Origin of the sequence: Tropicimonas omnivorans, from assembly GCF_031846565.1 — a bacterium.
In the GTDB taxonomy this organism is placed as follows: Bacteria; Pseudomonadota; Alphaproteobacteria; order Rhodobacterales; family Rhodobacteraceae; genus Tropicimonas_B; species Tropicimonas_B omnivorans.
The window spans coordinates 950,010-972,974 of sequence record NZ_JAVRHL010000003.1; the positions used below are offsets into that span (position 1 = coordinate 950,010).

Genomic DNA, 22,965 nt, shown 5'->3' on the forward strand with positions numbered 1-22,965 from the left:
GGGTCGGTCGGGCGGTGACGGTCTGGGCTTTCGAGATAGCGTCCGTGGCGGCCAAGCGCCAGCACCGGGCGCGTCTCAGGCCGCGAGGAAGGACAGGAGCGCCTCCTCCCCGGCGCGATACTCCCCCGAGGACGGCACGTCATGCCGCGCAAGGAGTGCGACCCGCTCCTCCCCGTCCATTTCAGCGAGGGCGATGATTTCGGGATGGATGTAGCTGTTGCGCGCGATGGTCGGCGTGTTGTGCAGCGCCTCCGACGCCGCCTTTGCCATGCCCGAAATCGTGAGCCTCTCCGCCCCGCAGGACAGCGCGTGGCGCCATGCCGCGAGGGTGCCGTTCCACGTGCGGAAGGTCTTGCAGGTCGCTCCGGATCCGCAAATTTCCGAAAGACGGTCGCTGAGCTGCTCGGACCGGACCGCGTGCCACTCACCGTGCCTGTCCGTCCATCCGATCAGCTCGGCGCCGGGCAGATCGTCGATCCGGTGGAGCGCGCGGGCAAGCGCGGGACCGTGGATCTGCGTCTCGACCTCCTGTCCGCCCTTGGCGGTATAGTTCAGCGCAATCCTGCCGCAGTCGAACTCGACATGCCTGCGGCGGAGCGTCGTGGCCCCGTAGCTCTTGTTTTGACTGGTATAATCGGGATGGCCGACGCGGATCGAGGTCCGGTCGATCAGCGCGAGCGTCGCCCCGATGGCCAGCTCCGGATCGCCCGCTTCGGCTCTGAGGGCATTGGAGATCCAGCGACGCAGGGACGGCAGATGCTCCCCGAACGCCGCGAGGTTCGAGAACTTGCGCCGGGCGCGGAACTCGGTCCAGTCGGGATGGTAGCGGTACTGCTTGCGTGACCGCGCATCCGTCCCCGTCGCCTGCAGATGGCCGTTCGGAAACGGACAGATCCACACGTCCATATAGGCCGGCGGAACGGCCAGCGACGCGATTTCCTTGCGTTTCTTGGCGTCGCGTATGCGCGTTCCGTCCGGTGCGATGTAGGAAAACCCCGTCCCGCGCTTCTCCCGCCGTATGCCGGGGCGGCTGTCAGGATAATAGACGAGACCCTGCTGCGGCATGACGGATCACGACGGGATGTAATGATCGGCGACATAGGCGCCACGTTCGCCGCGCGGTCGCGGCCGACCGACCGTGCTGTCCCGCCGCGTGCGCAATTCGAGCGCGGCGTTCAGGGACGCCCCGAGAAGAACCGCGAAGGCGCTGATGAAGAGCCACATCAGAAGCGCGATAACGGCGCCGATGGAGCCGTAGACCTGATTGTAGTTTCCGAAATTCGTCAGGTAAATCGAGAACGCGACGGACGCGCCCGCCCAGAGAAGCAGCGCGAGAAAGGCGCCCGGCGTGATCCAGGCCGCCCGCGCGCCGCGCCGGTTGGGCCCGAAGCGATAGACGAGGGCAAGCGCGATGAGCATCACGACCCCCGCGATCAGCCACCGCATGACCTGGGCGACGACCCCGGCGATGGGGCCGAGGGGGAAGAGAGCGAGGACGATGGGCGTGACGATGACGGTGCCGAGCGTGACGATGCCGAGCGCCACGAGCGACAGCGTCAGCACCACCGCCGCCAGGATATGCCGAAGACCGCCGCGGTTGCTCTCGCGGTAAACGGCGTTCACCCCCCTCATCAGGGCATCAACCCCGAGGCGGGCGGACCAAAGCGCGAACAGAAGCGACAGGACGGACGCCCAGGTCATCGTGTCGGTCGAGGAGGACGTAACGGCGCGGACCTGGTCGCCGATCAGCTTGTAGGCCTCGGCCGGCACGAAATTGGCCAGAAGGATCAGCTGCGCCTCGACGACGGAGGGATCCGACACCAGCGACCAGATCGCGATGAGGGCCGCGAGACCCGGGAAGAGCGACAGCATGGAGAAGAACGCGACACCGGCGGCCATCAGGAAGAGGTTCTTCTCGTCCATCGTCCGCAAGACATCGCCGCCCGCCTTGGTCCAGACGGCAACGCGCATGAACGCGCTCTTCCGGCGGCTGCGGCGTGGCGCCGGATCGTCGTCTTCCCTTGCGTTCATGCTTTCTTCACTTCGGACTCCGACTTCAGAACCTCTGTGCCATCCTCCTGCTTCAGCAGATAGGCCGGCTCGTCTTCACTCGCGTCGCGTGTGACCTCGTTGCCCTTTATCTTCTTGGTAATCTTCTGGGTGTAAACCTTGGAAACGGTGCCGGTGCCGGTCCCGTTGCCCCAATTCCATTGAAGTTTGTCGCCTTCCTTGTAGGACATGACAATTCTCCTTTCCTGAGATGTTGCGGACTGAACACGTTTCGGCGATCGTCCGTTCCCCCCCCTTGGGCCATGGCGGCATGGCCCGTCAGTGATTGCGCAGGGCCTCGATCAACTCGTCCTTGTCCATGTCCGACCGGCCCTCGATGCCGATGTCCTGGGCGCGCTCGTAGAGGTCGTCCTTCGTCCACTCCTCGTAGGGCGGGCTCTTGCCACCTTTCTTGGACGGAGACTGAGAGTCGTTTGCCTGCGCGTTGGCGATGCGGGCGGCCTTTTCCTTCGAAGCGCCCTCATCGCGCAGCGCCTCGTAGGTCTCGTCGTCCTTCACCTGCGGTCCGGGATCCTTCTTCGCCATCTGGCCCTCCTGTCGATCGGCTCTGGATCGGCAACGCCTGGGGCCGGTACTTGTGTTCCGCAGGGTTCCGCTTTGCCAAACGCGCCTGTCCCGCGCGCCGACCCGGCTGCATCAGGACGACGTCCCCCGTCCCCGAGCGGAGCGGTGACGGCTGGAACGCCCTACCGGTCCCCTTGACCCCCGGCCCCGCCTTGCCTAGCGTGCATCCTCGGCAAAGCTACAATATATGGGGGCAGGACATGCCGCGCGACCTTGTCACGCAGGCGTTTCTCGGCGTCGATTCCTCGCTGACGGGACGGCTCTGGGCCGGTCCCACCGTCGAGGAGGATCGCAAGGCCGAGGCGCTGGTCCAGGAAACCGGCCTGCCGGATGCCCTTTGCCGCATCCTCGCCCTGCGCGGCGTCGCCGGTCCTGATTGCGCCGCACATCTCGAACCGAAGTTGCGGGACCTGATGCCGGATCCGCGCAGTCTCAAGGACATGGAGATCGCGTCGGCCCGTCTCCTCAAGGCGGCGACGGATCGGGAGCGCGTGGCGATCTTCGCCGATTACGACGTGGACGGAGCGACATCCGCCGCGGTGCTGCACGACTGGTTCGCGGCGCATGGGCTCACGCCCACGATCTACGTGCCCGACCGGATCGCGGAGGGCTACGGACCGAATGCGCCGGCGATGGAGAAACTGGCCGCGAGCCACGACCTCATCGTCTGTGTCGATTGCGGCACCCTTGCCCACGAGGCACTGGAAGCCGCGGCGATGACCGATGTCGTCGTCCTCGACCACCACCTCGGTGGCGAAACACTGCCCCGCGCCGTCGCGGTGGTGAACCCGAACCGCCAGGACGAGAGCGGCGCCCTCGCCCATCTCTGTGCCGCCGCCGTCTGTTTCCTCGCCGTGGTCGAGGCGAACCGGCAGGCGCGCGGTGCCGGCCATCCCACACCCGACCCTGTCCCGCTTCTCGATCTGGTGGCCCTAGCGACGGTGGCGGACGTGGCACCGCTGATCGGGGTCAATCGCGCCTTCGTCCGGGCGGGTCTCGCCGTCATGCATCGCCGCGCGAGGCCAGGCCTTGCCGCACTGGCCGACGAGTCGGGACTGTCGGAGGCGCCGGCAGCCTATCACCTGGGCTACATGCTCGGCCCCAGGATCAATGCCGGCGGGCGAATTGGCCGCGCGGATCTCGGCGCCCGTCTTCTGACCACGCGCGACGGCCCCGAAGCGCAGTCCCTCGCCGAGAAGCTGAACGCGCTGAACGGCGAGCGCCGGGACATCGAGGCCCGCGTGACCGAGGAAGCGACCGAGCAAGCCATCGCGCGTGGCGCCGATGCACCGCTGATCTGGGCCTCTGGCGACGGCTGGCATCCCGGCGTCGTCGGGATCGTGGCCTCCCGCCTCAAGGAAGCCTTCGGCCGCCCAGCCGTCGTCATCGGCACCGATGGCGGGATCGGCAAGGGATCCGGTCGCTCCGTGCCCGGCATCGATCTCGGCGCCGCGGTCCATCGTCTCTCGCGCGAGGGGCTTCTCATCGCGGGGGGCGGCCACAAGATGGCGGCGGGCCTCACCGCCGAGGCCGGCCGGATCGATGCCGCGATGGAGCGACTGAGCGAGCTTCTGGAGGCGCAGGGCTCGGGCTCGGGTGCCGCGCGGGAGCTGCGGCTCGACGGCCTCATGATGCCGGGTGCCGCGAATGTGGAGATGATCGAAGCCCTCGAGAGCGCCGGGCCCTTCGGCGCCTCGGCCCCTGCCCCGCGCTTCGCGATCCCGGGCGCCGCGATCCATTCGGCACGCCGCGTCGGCGACGGACACCTGAAGCTCACGGTGTCGGATGGCCTCGGCCCGCGCCTCGACGCCATCGCCTTCGGCGTCTTCCGCTCCGATCTCGGCCCGGCGCTCGAGGCCCATGGCGGGGCGCGCTTCCATCTTGCGGGGCGGTTCGAGATCAACAGCTGGAACGGTCGCAGGAGCGCTCAGCTCAGGCTTGAGGACGCCGCGAAAGCCTGACTTTCCAGCCTCCCCCAAGGTCATGACAAGTTTCGCGAAAAATCTTCTTGCACCCGCCCGCCGCATTTCTTAGACACCGCCTCACCAAACGGCACGGCCCGTTCGTCTATCGGTTAGGACGCCAGGTTTTCAACCTGGAAAGAGGGGTTCGATTCCCCTACGGGCTGCCACTTGTCAAAATTATCTCTTGATATCCTAGCGTTAGGACCAGAAATAGTCCCACCGGTTGGTTGGGCTGTGAAAAGTGGGACACTTTTGGTGGCGGATGTCGGTCCAGTGAGCTTCCGAAACGCGCTGGCGGCGCGCAATTTTTGGGACGCCCCCTTGGTGTAGCGCGTCACCTCCTTGGACGTCTGGTGGCCAGTGATCGCCATGATCTCGAACTCGCTGCACCCGAGCTCCGCCAGCCGTGCAGCGGCGGCCTTGCGGAGGCCATGCACCGAGCAGTTTCCCAGGTTTGCCGCGTCACACCATTTGCGGAATCGATTGCCGAACCCGGCTGCAGTGAACGGACGACCAAAGTCGTTCACGAGGAAGGTTGTATCGCCGGTTCCCTCGGTTGCCAGGTGGCGCTGCAATTCCGGGATGATCGGGATCTCGAGGGTGATCGGATGGCGGTTACGTCCCTTGTGCTGGGTGAAAGACAACCACACGACCCCATCGCTGCTTTCCCGGAGATCTTGCCAGCCAAACCGAACCAGGTCGGATCGGCGTTGACCGGTGTAGAGCGCCAACGCCAACGCCAGCCGGGCCATGCTTCCAACTGGGTGGGTCGCCTCGTAGGCCTTAATTTCCTCGAGTGTCCATGAGTGATATCCATCGGCGTTCGTCGCAAGATACTCGACCTGCCCGGCTGGATTAGTGTCGTGAAGGTCGTAACGCGTGGCAAATCTAAAGAGCTGGCGCAGGGTCTTGATCATGGTGTTCGCCGCTGCCGGCGTATCCATCATCGCATCCCGCCGCGATCTAACGTGGCGCGGCAGGAGAAACGCATAGGGCTTATCGCCATCATTGTTCGTATCGCAAAATCTCTCGAGGATGGAACGACGGGTTCGGCGCGTCGAGGGATCAAGCTGCCGATACATCGGCGATTTGAAGTATTGGACGCAGAGCCAACGAAGCGTCTTCGGCTGAACCTTCTTGGCCCCCGTTGCAGCACGACTTCTGGAAGACTGTTTCTGTGCCGATGCGGCTGCCTGATAATCTGAAAGAAATTCGGGCGAACCGACCGGACCTCGCAACCTGGTCTTCCGCTGTCCCGGCGGCCGATAATAAATGCGAACGTTGCCATGACGATCGGTGTCCTCCACCACATATTTCATGCGGCGCATCTTCATATCAGCGAGAGGCCTAATTGTCCCACGGGTTATCTACCATTTCTGCTCCGCCTTCGAGACGATCAAAGGCTCGGTCGACCTGCTTTCGGTCCCAGACCCGGCGGCCGTCGATGCGCTTTGGTGGCGGCATCCGGCCATCCGCCGTCAACGCGTCGAATTTCGACGCACCCACCCCAATATACTCGGCAGCCTCGCGCCGGGAAAGGCCGCGCCGCTCCGGGGGTAAGCAATAGCTACTGTTCGCCGACTTTCGCTCCAGCATATCAAGCGTGCCTCCTTCGACAACCTCGATGGAGACTGTCGATCAGCTTGATCATTAAATCGAGAAGGCATCTCCCGTCGTGGTACGGAAACTGATCGTAGCGCGCGCGTTTCGGTCCGAGAGTCAGAGGCCTGCGGCTGTCGCCGTGACGGGTCTGGAGGTCGGGAGAGTTCCTCGCGGCCGCCCGTCACGGAGATCACGACATGACCGATATCGAACTTCAGGACGACCCTCGTGACGCGTCGAGCGGCTACAAGGTAGATGTATCCCGCGGCGGCCATGACGGTCGCGTCTCGTCGGAATGGTTCGCGCGGCCCGACGACCAGCGCTACCTCTCGCTGTCGACGCTGAAGGCGGCGGTCAAGGGCCGCGCGGATCGGAGCCGGACGCGCATCGTCGAGAGCGCGGCGATCCGCGTCTACGCGAGCCGCGACGATCCGGAGGCGCTGGCGCTTATCGTGCCCGGAGCCGACGGGCCCGTTGCCCCGACCCACTGGAGCTTCGGCCAGCTCACGAGCCTCGTCGGTGCACCTGCGACCTATCTGCGCCAGCTTCCTGCGGCACTTGCAGGGATCAACCTGCAATACGGCCTGACCTCGCATCGGGCCGAACAGGTCAAGATACTCGAGACCACCAACGGACGCGCTGAACTGCGGGCCGTCACTGGTCCCGATTACGGGCGCATCTACGACCACGAGCTGGTCGCGGCGGTCCAGCGGATCGCGGGCGACGGCGTCGGCGAAACGCGCTGGAAGGTCCCGGGCGTGCTCGACTGGTCGACCGGCCTCTACAATCCGAATGTCGACGTGACCAAGGATACGACGACGCTCTACGCTTCCGACCGCGACGTGTTCCTGTTCCTCGTCGACGATCGCAATCCGATCGAGGCCGGGACATTGCCAGACGGCTCGCCCGACCTGTTCTTTCGGGGGTTCTATTGCTGGAACTCGGAGGTCGGCGCGAAGACGCTCGGCATCGCCAGCTTCTATCTCCGAGCGGTCTGCCAGAACCGCAATCTCTGGGGCGTCGAGGACTTCCAGGAGATCAGGATCCGGCATTCCAAGCACGCGGCGAACCGCTTCGCGCACGAGGCGGCCCCCGCCCTTGCGACCTTCGCGGACTCCTCGCCCGCGCCCTTCGTCCAGGGCATCCGGGCCGCGCGGGAGCGGATCGTCGCCCGCACCGAAGAGGATCGGACCGACTTCCTGCGCAAGCGCGGCTTCGGCAAGGCGGAGACCTCGAAGATCGTCGAGACGGTATTGGCCGAGGAAGGCCATCCACCGGAAAGCGTCTTCGATTTCGTGCAGGGCATCACGGCGGTCGCGCGACGCAAGACGCAGCAGGATGCGCGGCTTGCGATGGAGGGGCGGGCGAAGGCGCTGCTCGAACGCGTGGGCTAAGCCCAAACTCCATCCGGTGCGTCGCTCCCCCCTCTGCCCGGCCTTCTCGGGCGTATCCTTCGCGGCTGGGTCGCGGCCGGAGAGAAAGAGGGTGGAGGGGGTTTTCGTGACGGGTTCGGAAGGTCGGGGGAGTGGCTCCCGGCCGATCCGTCACGGAGACGACCCATGACCGCCAAGACCAAGATCACCCTCAGCGCCTCGCGCGACATCCCCTTCGACAAGCTCCGTCTCAGCCAGGCCAATGTCCGGCACATCAAGGCCGGCGTTTCGATCGAGGAGCTGGCCGAAGACATCGCCCGGCGCACGCTGCTCGCCAGCCTCACCGTGCGGCCCCTGCTGGACGACAACGGTGCCGAGACCGACCTCTACGAGATCCCCGCGGGCGGGCGGCGCTTCCGGGCGCTGGAACTACTCGTCAAGCAGAAGCGCCTCAACAAGACTGCACCCGTGCCCTGCATCGTGCGTACGGATGGCGTCGCCGAGGAGGACAGTCTCGCCGAGAACATCCAGCGCGCGCCGCTGCATCCGCTCGACCAATTCCGCGCCTTCCAGGCCATGCGCGAGCGGGGCAAAGGCGAGGAAGAGATCGCCGCCGCGTTCTTCGTCTCGACCGGTGTCGTGAAGCAGCGGCAGAAGCTGGCCTCGGTCGCCCCTGCCCTGCTCGATATCTACGCCGAGGACGCCATGACGCTGGAGCAGCTGATGGCCTTCACCGTCAATCCCGACCACGAGCGGCAGGAACAGGTCTGGGCCGCCATCGCGCAGGGCTATTCGAAGGAGCCCTATACGATCCGACGCATGCTGACCGAGGCGACGGTGCGCGCGTCCGACAAACGGGCTCGCTTCGTCGGCTTGGAGGCCTACGAGGAGGCCGGCGGTGCGATCCTGCGCGACCTGTTCCAATCCGACGACGGCGGTTGGCTGCAGGATGCGGGGCTGCTCGACCGGATGGTCGCCGAAGGGCTGAACGACGCCGCGGCCGAGATCGCGGCCGAGGGCTGGAAATGGGTCGAGACCGCACCGGACTTCGCCTATGGCCACAGCTTCGGCCTGCGCCGGTTGATCGGCGATCCCATGGAGCCGACCGACGAGGAGACGGTTGCCTACGAGGCGTTGAAGGCGGAATTCGATCGGCTCGAGGAGCAGTACGACAGCACCGAAGAACTGCCCGACGCGGTCGACGCGCGCCTGGGCGAGATCGAGGACGCGATGGAGGCCTACCGGGACCGTCCCCTGAGCTTCGATGCCGAGGAGATGGCGCGCGCGGGAGTCTTCGTCAGCCTCGACCATGACGGCACCCTGCGGATCGAGCGCGGCTATGTGCGACCGGAGGACGAGGTGCCGATCGAGCAACCGGAGGCAGGTTCAGAAGACCCGGACGCTTCGGAGGCGGACGGAGACGCGGCGATGTCGCAGGGCACGGAGACGCCCGAGCCGGACGACGCGCCAGAGGAGGACGGCATCAAGCCGCTGCCGGATCGACTGGTGGCGGAACTTACGGCGCATCGAACGTTAGCGCTGCGCAACGCGCTGGCGGGCGATCCGGACCTGGCCTTCCGCGCCGCGCTGCACGCGATGTGCCTGAAGCTCTTCTACCGCTACGCGCCGGACAGCTGCCTCGAGATCGACGCCAAGTCGGTCGGGTTCGGCGCGCAGGCACCGGGCCTCGCCGAGAGCGCATCGGCGCAGGCGATAGATACGCGGCATGAGAGCTGGGCGGCACAGCTGCCGAAGGCCTCCGATGATCTCTGGGACGCGCTGGCGGGTTTCGATGCGGAGAGCCGGAGCGCGCTTTTCGCCCATTGCGTCGGGCTGACGGTAAATGCAATCGACGAGGCCTACCATCGCCGACCCGGTGCGCTTGCCCACGCCGACCGGATCGCGCAGGCGACCGGACTCGACATGGCGACGGCGGGGTGGCGACCCACCGTGGATACCTATCTCGGCCGGGTGACGAAGGCGCGTATCCTGGAAGCGGTTGCGGAGGCGAAGGGCAGCGCGCAGGCGCAGCTGATCGACCACCTGAAGAAGCCGGAGATGGCCGGCGAGGCGGAAACGCTGCTCGCCGACAGCGGCTGGGTGCCGGAGCCGCTGCGCACACCGAATGCCGACGTCGCAGAAACGGCGGCGGAGGACGGCGAACGGGCCATCGACCCAAACGCGGAGGACGGCGACGATGGGGACGAGCCCACGGATGCGCTCCAAGCGGCGGAGTAACGCCTCTCCCTCCCACTCCCTTTGGGCCCGCCGTCACCGACGGTGGGCCTTTTTTTGCCGAACGGAGGCCGATCCATGCAAAGCGCATCAGACCTCGCCGCCGATCTCGCGGCCCACGCCGAGGCGGTCTGCCGGGAATACCTGTCGAACGGCAGGCGTCAGGGATCCTATTGGCTCGTCGGCAATCTCGACAACGATCCCGGTCGATCCCTCTTCGTCCGGCTGACGGGGCCCGCCCGCGGCACGGGCGCGGCAGGGCGCTGGACCGATGCCGCGACGGGACAGCACGGCGACCTGCTCGACATCATCCGCGAGACCTGCCGCCTGACCGACTTTGCGGACGTGGCCGACGAGGCGCGGCGCTTCCTGCACCTGCCGAAGCCGGACGGCCGACCGACGATCGAGCGCGTGGCGTCCGGATCACCAAATGCTGCGCGACGCCTATTCGCCATGGCACGCCAAATCCGGGGCACCTTGGCCGAGACCTATCTCGCCGCGCGCGGCATCGCCGATCTTGCGGGCACTGATTGGCTGCGCTTCCATCCGACCTGCTTCTATCGCCCGGATCGGTATAGCCCGACCGAGACCTGGCCCGCGCTCATCGCGGCCGTCACAGATTCATTCGGCACCCTCACCGGCGTGCACCGGACCTGGCTCGACCCGGACGGGTTCAGCCGCGCCAATCTCGGCAAGGCGCCCATCGACACGCCGCGACGGGCCATGGGCCGGCTGCGCGGGGGTGGCGTCCGGTTCGGCACGACCGCCGATATCCTGGCCGCGGGCGAAGGCATCGAGACCGTCCTGTCGGTGCGGCAAGCCCTTCCCGCCCTGCCCGGCATCGCGGCGCTCTCCGCCGCGCATCTGGCCGCCATCGACCTCTCCCCCGCGCTCCGCCGCTTCTATATCCTGCGCGATGTCGATCCGGCGGGCGACGCCGCGATGAAGACATTGACCAATCGCGCCAAGAGCCTCGGCATCGATGCAATCCCGCTCACCCCGTCGCGAGAGGATTTCAACGAGGACCTGATGACGTTCGGTGCGGATGGGCTGCGGCATCACCTGCGGAGCCAGCTCGCGCCCGAGGATGCCGCGCGCTTCCTGCCGATCGGCGGGCAGCGCGACAAGACCGCCTGAGCGGACCGCGCCGATCCCGGAACGTTGCCGGCGTGGCGGCACCGGATCGAGGGAGAGCCGCGCCCACGGCCTTCAAAAAGGGCTGTGGTCTGCGGCAAGCGGGCCGGGCCGGCAATGGCGAGGGGCGGCTCTTTTCCGCCGCGCGGCGAGAGGCGCCGCGCTTTGCATCGCGATCCAAAAGAGCCGCCCCCCGCCATCCTCCGCTGCGCTCCGGCCGACGCGCCCATGGGGTAACCGCAAAGCATCCCTTCGGGGGCATGCGCCGGTGCAGGTCCGTCCCGCCGGCCGCGTCCCGTCGCCATGAAGGCCGCGCGAGGCGCGGTCCCCCGACGAGGAGCCACCCCATGACCGATTATCCCGACATCGCCGAAACCGCCCCCTCCGCCACCGCGCAGGTGCTCGCCGACCTCGAACTGCACGGATACCGACCCTCCGCCTCCGAGCCCGATCCCCGCGACTGCCCCGACGACGACGTGGCCGCCCGCGCCGCCGCCGACATCCTCACCGTCCTCGTCTCCGCGATGGCCGAGACCGCGCTCGATTGGGACCTCGACGAATTGCTCTGGTCGAGCGTCAACATGTTCCACCGCGCCGTCCTTCGCATCGAGCGCAAGCTCGACGACAACGAACAGGCGCAGAAGCGCGGGCAGCGGGAACAGGACGGGTCCGAGGTCGCCGCGGTCCAGCTCGAGACCCTGATCGAGATCGGACAGGGCCTCCTGCAGCGCCGCGACAGCCTGGAGGTCTTCCGCGACAGCGCCGCGGACCAGTATCTCCGGCTCACCGGATCGCCCTGGACGCCGCGCTCGGGCTCCCGGGTGAACCATCGGCATCTGACCGCGGCCACGATCGACAGCCGGGACTTTCTCTCGGCCAGGCGACGCGCCGACAGCACCCTGCTGATCCCCAAGGGCACGAAGATCGCCTTCGCGGGCGGCATGGACTGTCAGGATCACAATCGCATCTGGGCCGTGCTCGACAAGGTGCAGGCCAAGCACCCGGACATGGTGCTGCTCCATGGCGGATCGCCGAAGGGTGCCGAGCTCATCGCCGCCAAATGGGCAGAACATCGCGGCATCACCCAGATCGCGTTCAAGCCGGACTGGTCGCGACACGCCAAGGCGGCCCCGTTCAAGCGCAACGACAGTCTGCTCGACACCCTGCCGGTGGGCCTGATCGTCTTTCCGGGCACGGGCATCACCGACAACCTGGCCGACAAGGCCCGCACGCTCGGCATCCCGCTCTTCGACTTCCGTGACCGGGGCGGCGCGTAAGCGCCTCCTTGACCGCTACACCGTTGCATCAGCGGGATTTCGCGTCCCGCCGGTGCGGCGACATTCCCTTGCGCGCAATGTCCTCCGAAGAACCACGAAAATCTGTTAGGATGCTTGCAGGCGCTTGGCGGTGGAGGATGCGCGTTCGACAACCCATACGGGAGAACGCATCATGTTCATCGGCAGCCTCGTCAGTCTTCTCGGCCTCGGCATCCTGCTTTGGCTCCTCTTCACCCTCGCGATCCACGCGCTGCCCTTCTTCGTCGGCCTGACCGTCGGGATGTACGCGAATGAGAGTGGCGCGGGCCTTGCAGAGGCGCTCGGAGCCGGGTTCTTTGCTGGCATCGGAGCACTCGTCCTCGGCCAGCTCCTCATCGCCATCCTCCGCAATCCGTGGCTGCAGGCCGGTGTCGCGCTGGTCTATGCCCTCCCGGCGGCGCTCTCTGGATACTACGCCGTCCATGGGCTGTCCGGCATCGGGTTCGATGCCGAATTCTTTCGCGTCGTGCTCGGCGGTCTCGGCGGTCTTATCATCGGCGGCACGGCCTGGGTCCGCATGGGCAATCTCTTCGGCACTGGCCCCGATCCGATCGACGGGGAAGAGGCGACGATCCTTCCCCGTTGACCGGCAGGCTGGAACCAACGGGAGACGCCGCCATCCTCTCTGTCGAAGAAGGCCGGGATGGAGCGAGCAGCGGCCCGCAGCGCCCTGCCGCGACGGGAGCGGCTCTCCTCCGTCGAGGCCTCGCTGTGCCGGGTAATCTCGCTGCGTCTAGTGTCGATCCAGTTGCGGGAGGCATTCGGAGCGCGGCCGTTCTCCTCAGCGCTATCCGGCCCGTCTACACGCCGAGGCTTCTCTTTCTGCGACGGAATATTCGCCAGACTTGAAGCGGGGCACCGACGGCCGCCAGTCTCCCGATCGGGGCGTCGTCCCGGCACCCGCCCGCACGCGGACCTCTCGAGGTGTTGATCTGGCCGGGATCGGCTGGCGCCTCGATCGCCTTGGCCGCAACGGCTCCGCCGGAGCTTTCTTCCCCTGGCCTTCGGCCATTCCTCGCGGACGACCCGGGTGGGTCCAAGAAAGCCCCGGCTGCGCCGTCCTCCGCGGCGCTGCGGGCCGTACCGACTGCGTCGGCGCTCGTCCCGGCCCTGTCGATCACCATCGAGGCCGCGATGGGCGCGGGTTCGAAACAACAGCGATCAGGAGACACGACATGGCGACCATCGGCACCTTCAAGAAGTCCGGCAGCGAATATACCGGCGAAATCGTCACCCTCAGCGTCCAAGCCAAGGCGGTCCGCATCGTCCCCGAGGACAGCCGCACCTCCGACAACGCCCCCTCCCACCGGGTCTTCGTCGGCCGCGCCGAGATCGGGGCGGCCTGGTCCAAGACCTCGACCGAGGGCCGCGCCTATCTCGGGCTCAAGCTCGACGATCCGAGCTTCACCGCGCCGATCTACGCCAACCTCTTCGACGACGAGGACGGCGACGGCTACTCCCTCATCTGGTCCCGGGCCCGCCGGACCAACGGCGACTGAGGATCGCCATCGCCCCGCCCGAGCGATCGGGCGGGGCCACGCGCGTGAACAACCCGATGATGAACCCGCCGCAGGCGCGCGAGCAAATGCCGATGACATGCATCCTTAGCGCACTTCGTCGTCAGGCCTCAGCAAGTCCAAGTGATCGACGCCCAAGGCCTGAGCCAATTCGTAGAGCGTAATGATCGTGGGGTTCCGCCTTCCACGCTCGAGGCCGCTGAGATACTGCTGGCTGAACCCAGACAATTCCTCGACCTGTTCTTGTGTGAGGCCCCGCTCCTGCCGCAAGCGGGCAAAGTTTCGGCCGACCAGTCTCCGCATATCCATGCACGAGCGGTCGCAGCCTACATATTATAAGTTTATCAACTATAATATGTATTGCCTCTATAGTACCGTCCCGGCACGATGGCATAGTAGCGGATAACTGGCGGCATCTCGGAATTCGTGCCACGAACTCTGTCGGCAAAAGCACCTGAGTATCGCGACCAATGGCGTATAGAAGACATCAAAGCATTTGAGGAGCGGAAGGCCATTTCCCATACGCGAAACAACAAAACCGATCGACCTGAACTTGACCCGGAGATCGCGCCAGAGGCCCCCTCTGATCCCGATCTCACACCCTACGACCGGACCCACATGGTCACGTATCTCCGCCTGCTCGACGCCAACGCGGAGAATGCACCGTGGGACGAGGTGGCCCGAATCGTCCTCGGGCTCGATCCCGTCGAAGAGCCCCAAGCAGCGCGTCGCGCTTACGAGACCCACCTGAAACGGGCGCAGTGGATGACCGAGGCAGGCCATAAACTGCTCCTGCAGAACGCGCGACCGGGCTGATTTCCGCCGGAGAACGTACCGATTTCCTGCGCTATCGCCTTTTGCCTATGCCGCAATAGCGCGGTCACCCCTACCCCACATCTTTGCCGTTTCCGATGCTTGGTCTTTGCACGCCTGACGTGTGCTCACGACGATCGGGGATGGCCGATGACGCAGACCGGAGCCTGGCGCATTCCCGCGAGTTATCGCTATGCACTCGATCTCGACGATGCGGATTTTGCGTGGGAATTCCTGCGCCGGAACCCGGAGTTCCACGAAGACGTCGATCAGGCGAACGGCCGCGGTCAAATTGCCGTAGATGACAGTTCCGCGCCCGATCCTCCGCGACGGACCCACCGCAAACCACCGGAGAGCCCCCACCGCGCCGACGCCATCGCGCGGTGGGGGCTCTGGTTTCGCGCCGGACCGGCATCTGCGCGCGGACGAGGCCACGCCCCTCTGGCGGCCTGATCATATTATCGATTGCGTCTGCCTTGTGCCCGAACGGCGGCATGCGGGCGACCTGTCCGCATTTGCCTTCGACCTCGGGACTTGGCCCGGCCGAGCGGAGATCTTCTTCGCCGGGGACGGTCTTCACATCCTTGCCAATATTGGCTCCGCGCGACCGGCCCGGCTTTGGCTGCCGCAGCGAACGACCCTGCCGAAACCCGAAACGCGTTTCGGCATCTACATCCAGCCCGACGCCTACGCCCGGGAGCGCGCGGAGGTCGCGCTCCGGTTCTGGCGGGCGATGGCCAATCCCGCCGCCGCCCGGTCGCCTCCCGACGTTTCCTGGCCGCAACGCAATCACACCCGGCTGGCCGCGATGCTCTATGCCAGCGACCTCCGCGCGGCCGGGCTCGGGCAGCGGGCGACCGCGGAACGGGTGCTCGGCGCATCGCCGGGTCCGGACTGGGCGTCGAGCCACGAGCGCAGCGCGCTCCGCCGTCTGCTGCGCGACGGGACACGCTATATTGCCCGGGACTACCGCGACCTCCTGCGCCCGCCGAAACGTCAAGGTCGCTCCTGACCCCCTTCAACTCCGACCCTGAGCACGCCGTCTTCCGTCTCCGATGGTGCGCCTCGATGCGCTGCGGATGTCCCGCAGGCGCCGAGAGCCCTCAGGAGACACCCCCATGCCCGATCCCCTCGCCGGATTGCCGCCCCGCTATCTCAGAACGACCGAGGCCGCGCGCTTCCTCAGCCTTTCGGGCCGCACGCTCGAGAAGCACCGGACCTACGGGACCGGCCCGGCCTACCGGAAGATCGGCGGCCGCGTGGTCTATTCGGTCGAGGATCTGCAGGCCTGGGCCGACCGCGGACAAAAACGTTCGACGTCGGATGTCTGCGCCGACGAGGTACTGCCGGCGAAGCGCCACCCGGCACGGCTTGCGGCCTATGCCGGCGCGCCGCGTAGGGGCTGAGCCGGACGATGTCCTCGCACCGACACGCGTCCAGCGAACGATCGCTCCTCCTGCCCTTCGAGCCTATCCGGCAGGATGGCCCGCCCCGTCGGGACCAGCGCGACCTGATGGAGCGGCCGTTCTTCTCGCTGTCGAAGAGCCGCCGGGTGACGCCGATCCTCTACCGATCGGGCGGCGTCGAGGTGGAAGTCCACGCCGTCCCGGAGCACGGCATGGCCTCGATCTGGGATGCCGACATCCTGATCTGGGCCGGCAGCCAGCTGGTCGATGCCGCGAATGCCGGCCTGCCGACCTCGCGCTACTTCCGCTTCACGCCGTACCAACTGCTAACCTCGGTCGGGCGCGGAACCGGCAAGCAGCAATACGATCTCCTGAAGCGCGCGCTGACGCGGCTGCAATCGACCGCCGTCAGCACCACGATCCGGAACGGCCCGCAATGGCGCCGCCATCGCTTCTCCTGGATCAACGAATGGGAGGAGCGGATGCTCGCGTCCGGGCGCTGCGAGGGCATGGAGTTCGTCCTGCCCGACTGGTTTTACAGGGGCGTCTTCGACCACTCGCTCGTTCTCACGATCGATCCGGCCTACTTCCAGCTCAGGGGCGGGATCGAGCGCTGGCTCTACCGCGTCGCGCGCAAGCATGCGGGCCGCCAGCCTCGGGGCTGGGCCTTCCAGTTTCGCCATCTCCACGCCAAATCCGGCAGCCTGGCGCGACCCTCCGACTTCGCCCTCGACCTGCGCCGGATCGTCGCCCGCCAGCCCCTGCCCGGCTACGCGCTCAACATCGAGCGTGATGCCACCGGGGCCGAGATGCTCCGCTTCTGGCCCGCGAGCCCTGTGGATAAGGTCGCCGCGGTGCTGCGAAGTATCGGCAGATCAGGCGCAAACCATATCGGCAGATCGGGCGCATCCCTATCGGCAGATCAGGCGCACGGATCGCAACCAACCCTTTGGGACCAAACGCGGAATGGCGACCGTAAAGAATCTAAAGGAGAATCTAACTTCCGGAAGGCCAGCGACGCCCTGTGGAAAACCAGCCCCGATCGCGGCCATCCGCCGACCGCAAGGGGGCGCAAGGAATGAGCGTGCCGGGGAGTGCAGGCCTCACGGAAGTCACCCTGATCTGGGACGAAGGGCGCATCGAGCAGTGGATCCGCTTCGGTCGAATCGCGCGCGAACGGATCGTCGATCGGCATTGGCGGATCGTCGGGTTCGTGGATGGAAGCGTCTTCGCCTACGTCCGCTGGCAGGCCAACGCCTACGGGACAGTGCTCTCCCGGATCGACATCCTGCGCGCAGGCGGCGAGCGCGCAGAGCGCGTCGCGATTCCCGGCGTGACACCGGGCGCGCAATGCCTGCTGCGCCTCTCCGGCTGGCCGAAGGTCGAGGCGGCGCTGGAGACCATCGATCGGATCGAAGCGCTCGGCATCGCGCCGGAGCGCGTCTGCCCGGAACACTGGCGGCATGTCCACAACCGTCTGAGCCTCGGCCGAGCCGCCGAGCCCTACACGCTCGATCGGCATCGCGCCTGGCTGCTGCGCCAATCGGTGACGCCATGAGAATTGTCGCCATGCTCTCCGCCACCCTGTGCGCCGGTACGCTGTCGACCGTCGCAATCGACGTCGCTCCCCGAGTGATCTGGAACGCGAGCGCCAGCGTCCCCGTCGGTCTCTACGCCGTTCTCCCGACATCGTCGCCGCAGCTCGGGGATCTCGTCCTCGTCGAACCGCCGGAGGATTTGGCTCGCTATCTGGATCGGCGCGGGTATCTTCCGCGCGGCCTGCCGATGCTGAAGCGCGTCGCCGCGCTGCCCGGCCAGACGATCTGCCGAAATGGTGCGATCGTCCGGCTCGACGGGAAGGCGGTTGCTGCAGCCCGCGCCGAAGACAGTCGTGGACGCTCGTTGCCGAGCTGGTCCGGCTGCCATCGACTCCGGCAAGGTCAGGTCTTCCTGCTGAACGTGGACACGCCGGACTCGCTTGACGGGCGGTATTTCGGTCCGCTGCCGGTGTCGGCGCTTCGCGGTCGGGCCGTTCCGATCCGGACCCGGGCGACGCCATGATGCAGCGTAACTCGTCCGCACAATCCAGCCGCACAAAGCCCTGCCCTGCTGCAAGTCCGCGCCGCACGTCGACTGCGTTGGCGATGGTGCTGAGTCTGTGTGTCGTCGTTCTGATGGTCCTTCCGGTCAAGCCATCGACCGCTCAGACTGTATCTCCCGCAGCCGAGGATCGCACCGCTCGGGCCATTCATATCGCCGACGCGTCGCAGCGCTTCGGCATCCCGGAGATCTGGATCAGGGCCGTGATGCATCGCGAAAGCGGTGGCGACCCGCGCGCCGTGTCGCCGAAGGGTGCGATCGGCCTGATGCAGATCATGTCCGGCACCTGGGCGGAGCTTCAGGCGCGCTACCGCCTTGGGCCCGATCCGTTCGACGAGCGCGACAACATCCTCGCCGGCACCGCCTATCTGCGCGAGATGCACGATCGCTTCGGCACCGTCGTGAGGATGCTCGCCGCCTACAATGCCGGTCCGGCGCGCGTCGACGACTTGCTGCAGATTGGTCGCCCCCTGCCCCGCGAGACCCGCGCCTATATTGCCGCCATACTTCCATCGATGAGCGGCGACGCTGCCGCGATTGTACCGCCGGACAGCCCGTCGGATTTCCGCGACGCGCCAATTTTCGTGCAGCGCGGGAGCCCGCCGGGTGCGGACCGTCCACGATCCATCAAAGAAGGTTCGTATAGCCGCGAAGCCCGATCCGTCGCAGAAGATCCTGCGCCGTTCGGCCCCGACGAAGGGGTAGCAGAGGGCTCCGACAGCCTCTTCGTCCGCCGCGGTGCGGAGGATCGGCGATGAGGCATGCTTTTGCCCCCGAGCGTGCTGCCGCGTCCACAATCGTGCGCTGTTCGGCGTTCGGGCGGGAACCCGGAGACGGAAGAGCTGGATGGCAAGATAAAAGCCGCGAGGTGCGCGGGTGTGGGTCGGCCGCTGACGCGTTGATTTCACGAGGTATAGCGCGAGGTGCGAATTTCAGCCGCACCTTCAGCCAACCCGTAACGCTCTCGGATTGCACCCATTTCTGCACATCGCGAGGATTTCCCCATGGCTCACGAGGACGAGTTCAGCATTCGACCCGGCCGCATTCGCCAGGGCCGGTCGACGCGGACCAAGCCGTTCGTGGCACAGGCGCTGAAGGCCGCCAACCGGGCGGGTGGGGTCAAGCGCGGCGAACGCGCGCGATCAGGATCCAAGAGCAGTTTCGGGCGCGGGAGTTCCGCCAGCTTGCGCGCCGGCATCGGGCTCGGACCGCATGCCCGCCGCGTGGCCGTGAAAGCCAGGGTGGTGCGCCATAATCGGCGCTCGGCGCCGCTTTCCACCCATCTCGCCTATCTCAGGCGCGACGGCGTGACCCGCGACGGCGAACCCGGCCGGATGTTCGATGCGTACGAGGTCGATGTCGATGCCGGGGCATTCGCCGGACGTTGCGAGGACGATCGTCACCATTTCCGTTTCATCGTGTCACCCGAAGACGCGGCCGAGCTCTCGGACCTGCAAAGCTTCACGAGAGACCTGATGGCGACGGCCGAGAAGGATCTGGGCACCGAGCTCGACTGGATCGCCGTCGATCATTGGAACACCACGCATCCGCATATCCATGTCCTCGTCCGCGGGCGGACCGATACCGGCGAGGATCTCGTCATCGCACGGGACTATATCGGCAGCGGGCTGCGCGGCCGGGCGTCCGAACGCGCGACCCTCGAGCTCGGACCGCGAAGCGATCTGGAAATTCGATCCGGGTTGGAGCGCGAAGTCCAGGCGGACCGATGGACCGGCCTCGACAGGACGCTTCAACGCGATGCCGTCGACGGCGTCGTCGATCTCCGCCCCCGGTTCGGCGAGAGACAGGACGAGACCGCGCCGCTGCGAATCGGCCGCGTCCGCCATCTCGAACGCCTCGGACTCGCCGATCCGATCGAGAGCGGGCGATGGCGTCTGGCCGACGATGCCGAACAGGGATTGCGCCAGATGCAACGCCGCGGCGACATCATCGCGCGGCTGCACGACGCGCTCGGTGCCGAGGCCGCGACGCGCGGCACGGCCGGGCTGGTGCCGGACGGGCCGCCGGAGAGTGGATCGATCCTCGGGCGGATGGCCGCACGCGGGCTCGACGATGAGTTGACCGGCTCGGCCTTCGTCGTGATCGACGGTGTCGACGGACGGACGCACCATGTCGCCCTCGCCGATCTCGACGCGGCCTCCGACGCGCCGATTGGCGGCATCGTCGAGGCGCGCTGGACGCAGCCGGCACGTGGGACGTCGCGGCTGGTGGTTTCCGTTCGGTCAGATTTCGACCTGCAGCGTCAAACAATTGCGAACGGGGCGACCTGGCTCGACCGGCAATTGGCCGGAACGGCGCCGGCCGCGCTGTCCGGAACAGGGTTCGGCCGGGAGGTTCGGGATGCCCTTTCCGCTCGAGCCGACCATCTCGTCGGCGAGGGGCTGGCGATGCGGAGCGGGGACCGGCTCCGCCTCTCCCGCGATCTGATCGCGACCCTCCGGCAGAGGGATCTCGCTGCCGCTTGGGAACGGATCGGCAGGGAGACGGGACTGCCGCCCCTTGCCGCGGAAGAAGGCGCGCATGTCTCCGGTCTCCTGACGCGCCGCGTGACGCTCGCCTCGGGACGCTTCGCGATGATCGACAACGGGCTGGGGTTCCAGCTTGTGCCGTGGGCGCAGCCGCTGGAACGCCGGATCGGGCAGCAGGTGTCCGGGACGGTCACGGCGGCTGGCGGAATCGATTGGACCCCGGGTCGCCAGAGGGGGCCGTCGGTCTGACCAAGCCGCAAGTCGGTCCTCTCGCACCATCCGTTTTCTACGCCGTGCTACCCGGCACTTCGAGGTCTGTACCTTCATCCTTGTTTCCGCCCGCTGCTCGCGTCTGCTCCCGCGCATGCACGCGACCAAGATCCTCTGGGGCCAGATCCTCGCAGCCTGCCTGACCGCGTTCCTGTTCGTCTGGGCCGCGACGCAGTGGACGGCGTGGCGTCTCGGGTTCCAGGCGCAGCTCGGCGCGCCGTGGTTCGAACTGGGCGACTGGCCAGTCTATCCGCCGCCCTCTTTCTTCCTCTGGTGGTACTGGTACGACGCCTATGCCCCGCGCGTCTTCGTCGAAGGCGCAATCATCGCCGGCACCGGCGGTTTCGCGACAGTGGCCGTCGCCATCACCATGAGCGTCTGGCGCGCCCGCGAGGACAAGGATGTGGCGACCTATGGCTCGGCCCGCTGGGCGACAATGTCGGATGTTCGCGCCGCCGATCTGCTGACGCCCGACGGGGCCGTCTTGGGACGCTGGGAGCGCGATTATCTCCGCCATAACGGACCGGAGCATGTGCTCTGCTTCGCCCCGACCCGATCGGGCAAGGGCGTTGGGCTCGTCGTCCCGACCCTGCTGACCTGGCCCGGCTCGGCCATCGTCCACGACATCAAGGGCGAGAACTGGACGCTGACGGCCGGGTGGCGCGCGCGGTTCGGGCGCGTCCTTCTGTTCGATCCGACGAACCCGGCAAGCGCGGCCTACAACCCGCTACTCGAGGTGCGGCGCGGCGACAGCGAGGTCCGCGACGTGCAGAACATCGCCGACATCCTCGTCGATCCCGAAGGCTCGATCGAGCGGCGCAACCATTGGGAGAAGACCAGCCACGCGCTGCTCGTCGGGGCGATCCTTCACGTGCTCTATGCGCGCGCCGACAAGACCCTCGCGGGCGTCGCGACCTTCCTGTCCGACCCGGCCCATCCGATCGAGGCGACGCTGCGGAGCATGCTTTCGACGCCGCATCTGGGCGACCGGCCGCACCCGGTCGTGGCCAGCGCAGCCCGCGAGCTCCTCAACAAATCCGACAACGAACGCTCCGGCGTGCTCTCCACCGCCATGTCGTTTCTCGGGCTCTACCGCGACCCGGTCGTGGCCGAGGTGACCCGCCGATGCGACTGGCGCATCGCCGATCTCGTCGAAGGCGATCGCCCGGCGACGCTCTACCTCGTCGTCCCGCCCTCGGACATCGCCCGCACCAAGCCGCTCGTGCGCCTGATCCTGAACCAGGTCGGACGGCGGCTGACCGAGGAACTGGAGGCGAAGACCCGCAAGCACCGGCTCCTCTTGATGCTCGACGAGTTCCCGGCCCTCGGGCGGCTCGACTTCTTCGAGAGCGCGCTTGCTTTCATGGCCGGCTACGGCCTGAAGAGCTTCCTCATCGCGCAATCGCTCAATCAGATCGAAAAGGCCTACGGGCCGAACAATTCGATCCTCGACAATTGCCATGTCCGTGTGGCCTTCGCCACCAACGACGAACGCACCGCAAAGCGCATCTCCGATACGCTCGGCACGGCGACCGAGATGCGCGCGATGAAGAACTATGCCGGGCACCGGCTCTCGCCCTGGCTGGGCCATCTCATGGTCTCGCGTCAGGAGACGGCGCGGCCGCTGTTGACCCCGGGCGAGGTCATGCAGCTGCCATCGACGGACGAGTTGATCCTCGTCTCGGGCGCACCGCCGATCCGGGCGAAGAAGGCGCGCTATTTCGAGGACCGGCAGTTGCAGCGGCGCATTCTGGCTCCGCCCGATCCTGCGAAATGTGAGCGCGACGGCGTCCCACCGGCCGATGACTGGACCGCGCGCCCGACGATCGCCGCGGTCCGGGCTCGCCCTGCCGTGCCGGATGACGCGCAGAAGGCCGGAACCAAGGAAGAGGATGGCGGCGTCCGCCGCGCGCCCGACCTGCCGGTAGAGGTCGCGCTCAGCCCCGAAGACGTCCATGCGCGGGAAGAGTTCGACTTCGACGAGACGGCGTCCGGCGACGATGCCGATGAGGATGCGGTCCGCGCGAAGGCCCTGCGGCGCGAGCGCCAGCGCTTCAGCGCCGTGGCAAGGCAAGCGGCACTCGATCCCGGCGACGGCATCGACCTCTAGGA

23 protein-coding genes, 1 tRNA gene and 1 pseudogene are annotated in these 22,965 nt (G+C 66.9%); 18 read left to right on the top strand and 7 right to left on the bottom strand.

Going from position 1 to position 22,965, the window contains the following annotated elements; all coding sequences use genetic code 11:
• Nucleotides 1–75: 75 nt before the first annotated feature.
• The 4 genes from RM543_RS15135 to RM543_RS15150 form a co-directional block, all read right to left on the bottom strand.
• Nucleotides 76–1,065, bottom strand: a complete 990-nt coding sequence (locus tag RM543_RS15135; protein WP_311693093.1) for a DNA topoisomerase IB — start codon at nt 1,063–1,065, stop codon at nt 76–78.
• A gap of 6 nt (nt 1,066–1,071) precedes the next feature.
• Nucleotides 1,072–1,971: a YihY/virulence factor BrkB family protein gene (locus RM543_RS15140; protein WP_311693096.1), complete on the bottom strand. Its 900-nt coding sequence runs from the start codon at nt 1,969–1,971 to the stop codon at nt 1,072–1,074.
• 56 nt (nt 1,972–2,027) lie between these two features.
• Nucleotides 2,028–2,240 (bottom strand): hypervirulence associated TUDOR domain-containing protein, encoded by a 213-nt coding sequence (locus tag RM543_RS15145; RefSeq protein WP_311693098.1) that lies wholly within the window; start codon nt 2,238–2,240, stop codon nt 2,028–2,030.
• Between the two features lie 88 nt (nt 2,241–2,328).
• Nucleotides 2,329–2,595, bottom strand: a complete 267-nt coding sequence (locus tag RM543_RS15150; RefSeq protein WP_311693100.1) for a DUF7218 family protein — start codon at nt 2,593–2,595, stop codon at nt 2,329–2,331.
• A gap of 239 nt (nt 2,596–2,834) precedes the next feature.
• On the opposite strand from RM543_RS15150, the gene recJ reads away from it, so the two are divergent.
• Nucleotides 2,835–4,595, top strand: coding sequence for a single-stranded-DNA-specific exonuclease RecJ (gene recJ, locus RM543_RS15155; RefSeq protein ID WP_311693102.1), 1,761 nt, complete (start codon nt 2,835–2,837; stop codon nt 4,593–4,595).
• A 95-nt stretch (nt 4,596–4,690) separates the two neighbouring features.
• A tRNA-Glu gene (locus RM543_RS15160) sits at nt 4,691–4,765 on the top strand.
• A gap of 159 nt (nt 4,766–4,924) precedes the next feature.
• Here the strand turns inward: RM543_RS15160 and RM543_RS15165 are convergent.
• Together RM543_RS15165 and RM543_RS15170 are read right to left on the bottom strand one after the other, a co-directional pair.
• A pseudogene (locus RM543_RS15165) lies at nt 4,925–5,932 on the bottom strand (tyrosine-type recombinase/integrase); the annotation flags it as partial.
• 13 nt (nt 5,933–5,945) lie between these two features.
• A complete protein-coding gene (locus RM543_RS15170) occupies nt 5,946–6,194 on the bottom strand; it encodes a helix-turn-helix transcriptional regulator (protein ID WP_091846690.1) in 249 nt (82 codons plus the stop codon).
• Nucleotides 6,195–6,397: 203 nt separating this feature from the next.
• On the opposite strand from RM543_RS15170, the gene RM543_RS15175 reads away from it, so the two are divergent.
• The 6 genes from RM543_RS15175 to RM543_RS15200 all read left to right on the top strand — a co-directional run bounded on the left by RM543_RS15175 (nt 6,398) and on the right by RM543_RS15200 (nt 13,757).
• Entirely contained in the window at nt 6,398–7,594 is a 1,197-nt protein-coding gene (locus tag RM543_RS15175) for a DUF932 domain-containing protein (RefSeq protein WP_311693105.1), read from the top strand.
• A 165-nt stretch (nt 7,595–7,759) separates the two neighbouring features.
• Nucleotides 7,760–9,811: a ParB/RepB/Spo0J family partition protein gene (locus RM543_RS15180; protein WP_311693107.1), complete on the top strand. Its 2,052-nt coding sequence runs from the start codon at nt 7,760–7,762 to the stop codon at nt 9,809–9,811.
• A gap of 75 nt (nt 9,812–9,886) precedes the next feature.
• Nucleotides 9,887–10,945, top strand: a complete 1,059-nt coding sequence (locus tag RM543_RS15185; protein WP_311693109.1) for a DUF7146 domain-containing protein — start codon at nt 9,887–9,889, stop codon at nt 10,943–10,945.
• Between the two features lie 344 nt (nt 10,946–11,289).
• Nucleotides 11,290–12,219 carry a DUF2493 domain-containing protein gene (locus RM543_RS15190; RefSeq protein WP_091846694.1) on the top strand — a complete coding sequence of 310 codons (930 nt, stop codon included), beginning with the start codon at nt 11,290–11,292 and terminating at the stop codon, nt 12,217–12,219.
• 172 nt (nt 12,220–12,391) lie between these two features.
• Complete coding sequence (locus RM543_RS15195) at nt 12,392–12,844, top strand: hypothetical protein (protein ID WP_091846695.1); 453 nt, start codon at nt 12,392–12,394, stop codon at nt 12,842–12,844.
• Between the two features lie 589 nt (nt 12,845–13,433).
• On the top strand, nt 13,434–13,757 hold the full coding sequence (locus tag RM543_RS15200) for a DUF736 domain-containing protein (RefSeq protein ID WP_091846696.1): 324 nt from the start codon (nt 13,434–13,436) through the stop codon (nt 13,755–13,757).
• 105 nt (nt 13,758–13,862) lie between these two features.
• Here RM543_RS15200 and RM543_RS15205 read toward each other — a convergent pair whose 3' ends face one another.
• Nucleotides 13,863–14,084 carry a helix-turn-helix domain-containing protein gene (locus tag RM543_RS15205; protein ID WP_091846697.1) on the bottom strand — a complete coding sequence of 74 codons (222 nt, stop codon included), beginning with the start codon at nt 14,082–14,084 and terminating at the stop codon, nt 13,863–13,865.
• 309 nt (nt 14,085–14,393) lie between these two features.
• Here RM543_RS15205 and RM543_RS19000 point away from each other — a divergent pair, with 309 nt between their 5' ends.
• The 10 genes from RM543_RS19000 (at nt 14,394) to RM543_RS15255 (ending at nt 22,963) form a co-directional block, all read left to right on the top strand.
• A complete protein-coding gene (locus RM543_RS19000) occupies nt 14,394–14,591 on the top strand; it encodes a hypothetical protein (RefSeq protein WP_432280463.1) in 198 nt (65 codons plus the stop codon).
• Between the two features lie 147 nt (nt 14,592–14,738).
• Nucleotides 14,739–15,041, top strand: a complete 303-nt coding sequence (locus tag RM543_RS15215) for a transcriptional regulator domain-containing protein (RefSeq protein ID WP_311693114.1) — start codon at nt 14,739–14,741, stop codon at nt 15,039–15,041.
• 25 nt (nt 15,042–15,066) lie between these two features.
• Nucleotides 15,067–15,600 carry a DUF2285 domain-containing protein gene (locus RM543_RS15220; protein ID WP_311693116.1) on the top strand — a complete coding sequence of 178 codons (534 nt, stop codon included), beginning with the start codon at nt 15,067–15,069 and terminating at the stop codon, nt 15,598–15,600.
• Between the two features lie 106 nt (nt 15,601–15,706).
• Nucleotides 15,707–15,994 (top strand): helix-turn-helix transcriptional regulator, encoded by a 288-nt coding sequence (locus RM543_RS15225; protein WP_311693118.1) that lies wholly within the window; start codon nt 15,707–15,709, stop codon nt 15,992–15,994.
• An 8-nt stretch (nt 15,995–16,002) separates the two neighbouring features.
• On the top strand, nt 16,003–17,076 hold the full coding sequence (locus RM543_RS15230; protein ID WP_311693120.1) for a replication initiator protein A: 1,074 nt from the start codon (nt 16,003–16,005) through the stop codon (nt 17,074–17,076).
• Entirely contained in the window at nt 17,073–17,552 is a 480-nt protein-coding gene (locus tag RM543_RS15235) for a DUF2840 domain-containing protein (protein ID WP_311693122.1), read from the top strand. The genes RM543_RS15230 and RM543_RS15235 overlap by 4 nt, the downstream gene beginning before the upstream one ends.
• A complete protein-coding gene (locus RM543_RS15240; RefSeq protein WP_311693124.1) occupies nt 17,549–18,055 on the top strand; it encodes a S26 family signal peptidase in 507 nt (168 codons plus the stop codon). Before RM543_RS15235 ends, RM543_RS15240 begins: the two co-directional genes overlap by 4 nt.
• Nucleotides 18,056–18,138: 83 nt before the next feature.
• Nucleotides 18,139–18,852, top strand: coding sequence for a lytic transglycosylase domain-containing protein (locus RM543_RS15245; protein WP_311693125.1), 714 nt, complete (start codon nt 18,139–18,141; stop codon nt 18,850–18,852).
• A 246-nt stretch (nt 18,853–19,098) separates the two neighbouring features.
• Nucleotides 19,099–20,832, top strand: a complete 1,734-nt coding sequence (locus tag RM543_RS15250; protein ID WP_311693127.1) for a relaxase/mobilization nuclease domain-containing protein — start codon at nt 19,099–19,101, stop codon at nt 20,830–20,832.
• 115 nt (nt 20,833–20,947) lie between these two features.
• A complete protein-coding gene (locus RM543_RS15255) occupies nt 20,948–22,963 on the top strand; it encodes a conjugal transfer protein TraG (RefSeq protein WP_311693129.1) in 2,016 nt (671 codons plus the stop codon).
• The last annotated feature ends 2 nt before the right edge of the window (nt 22,964–22,965 follow it).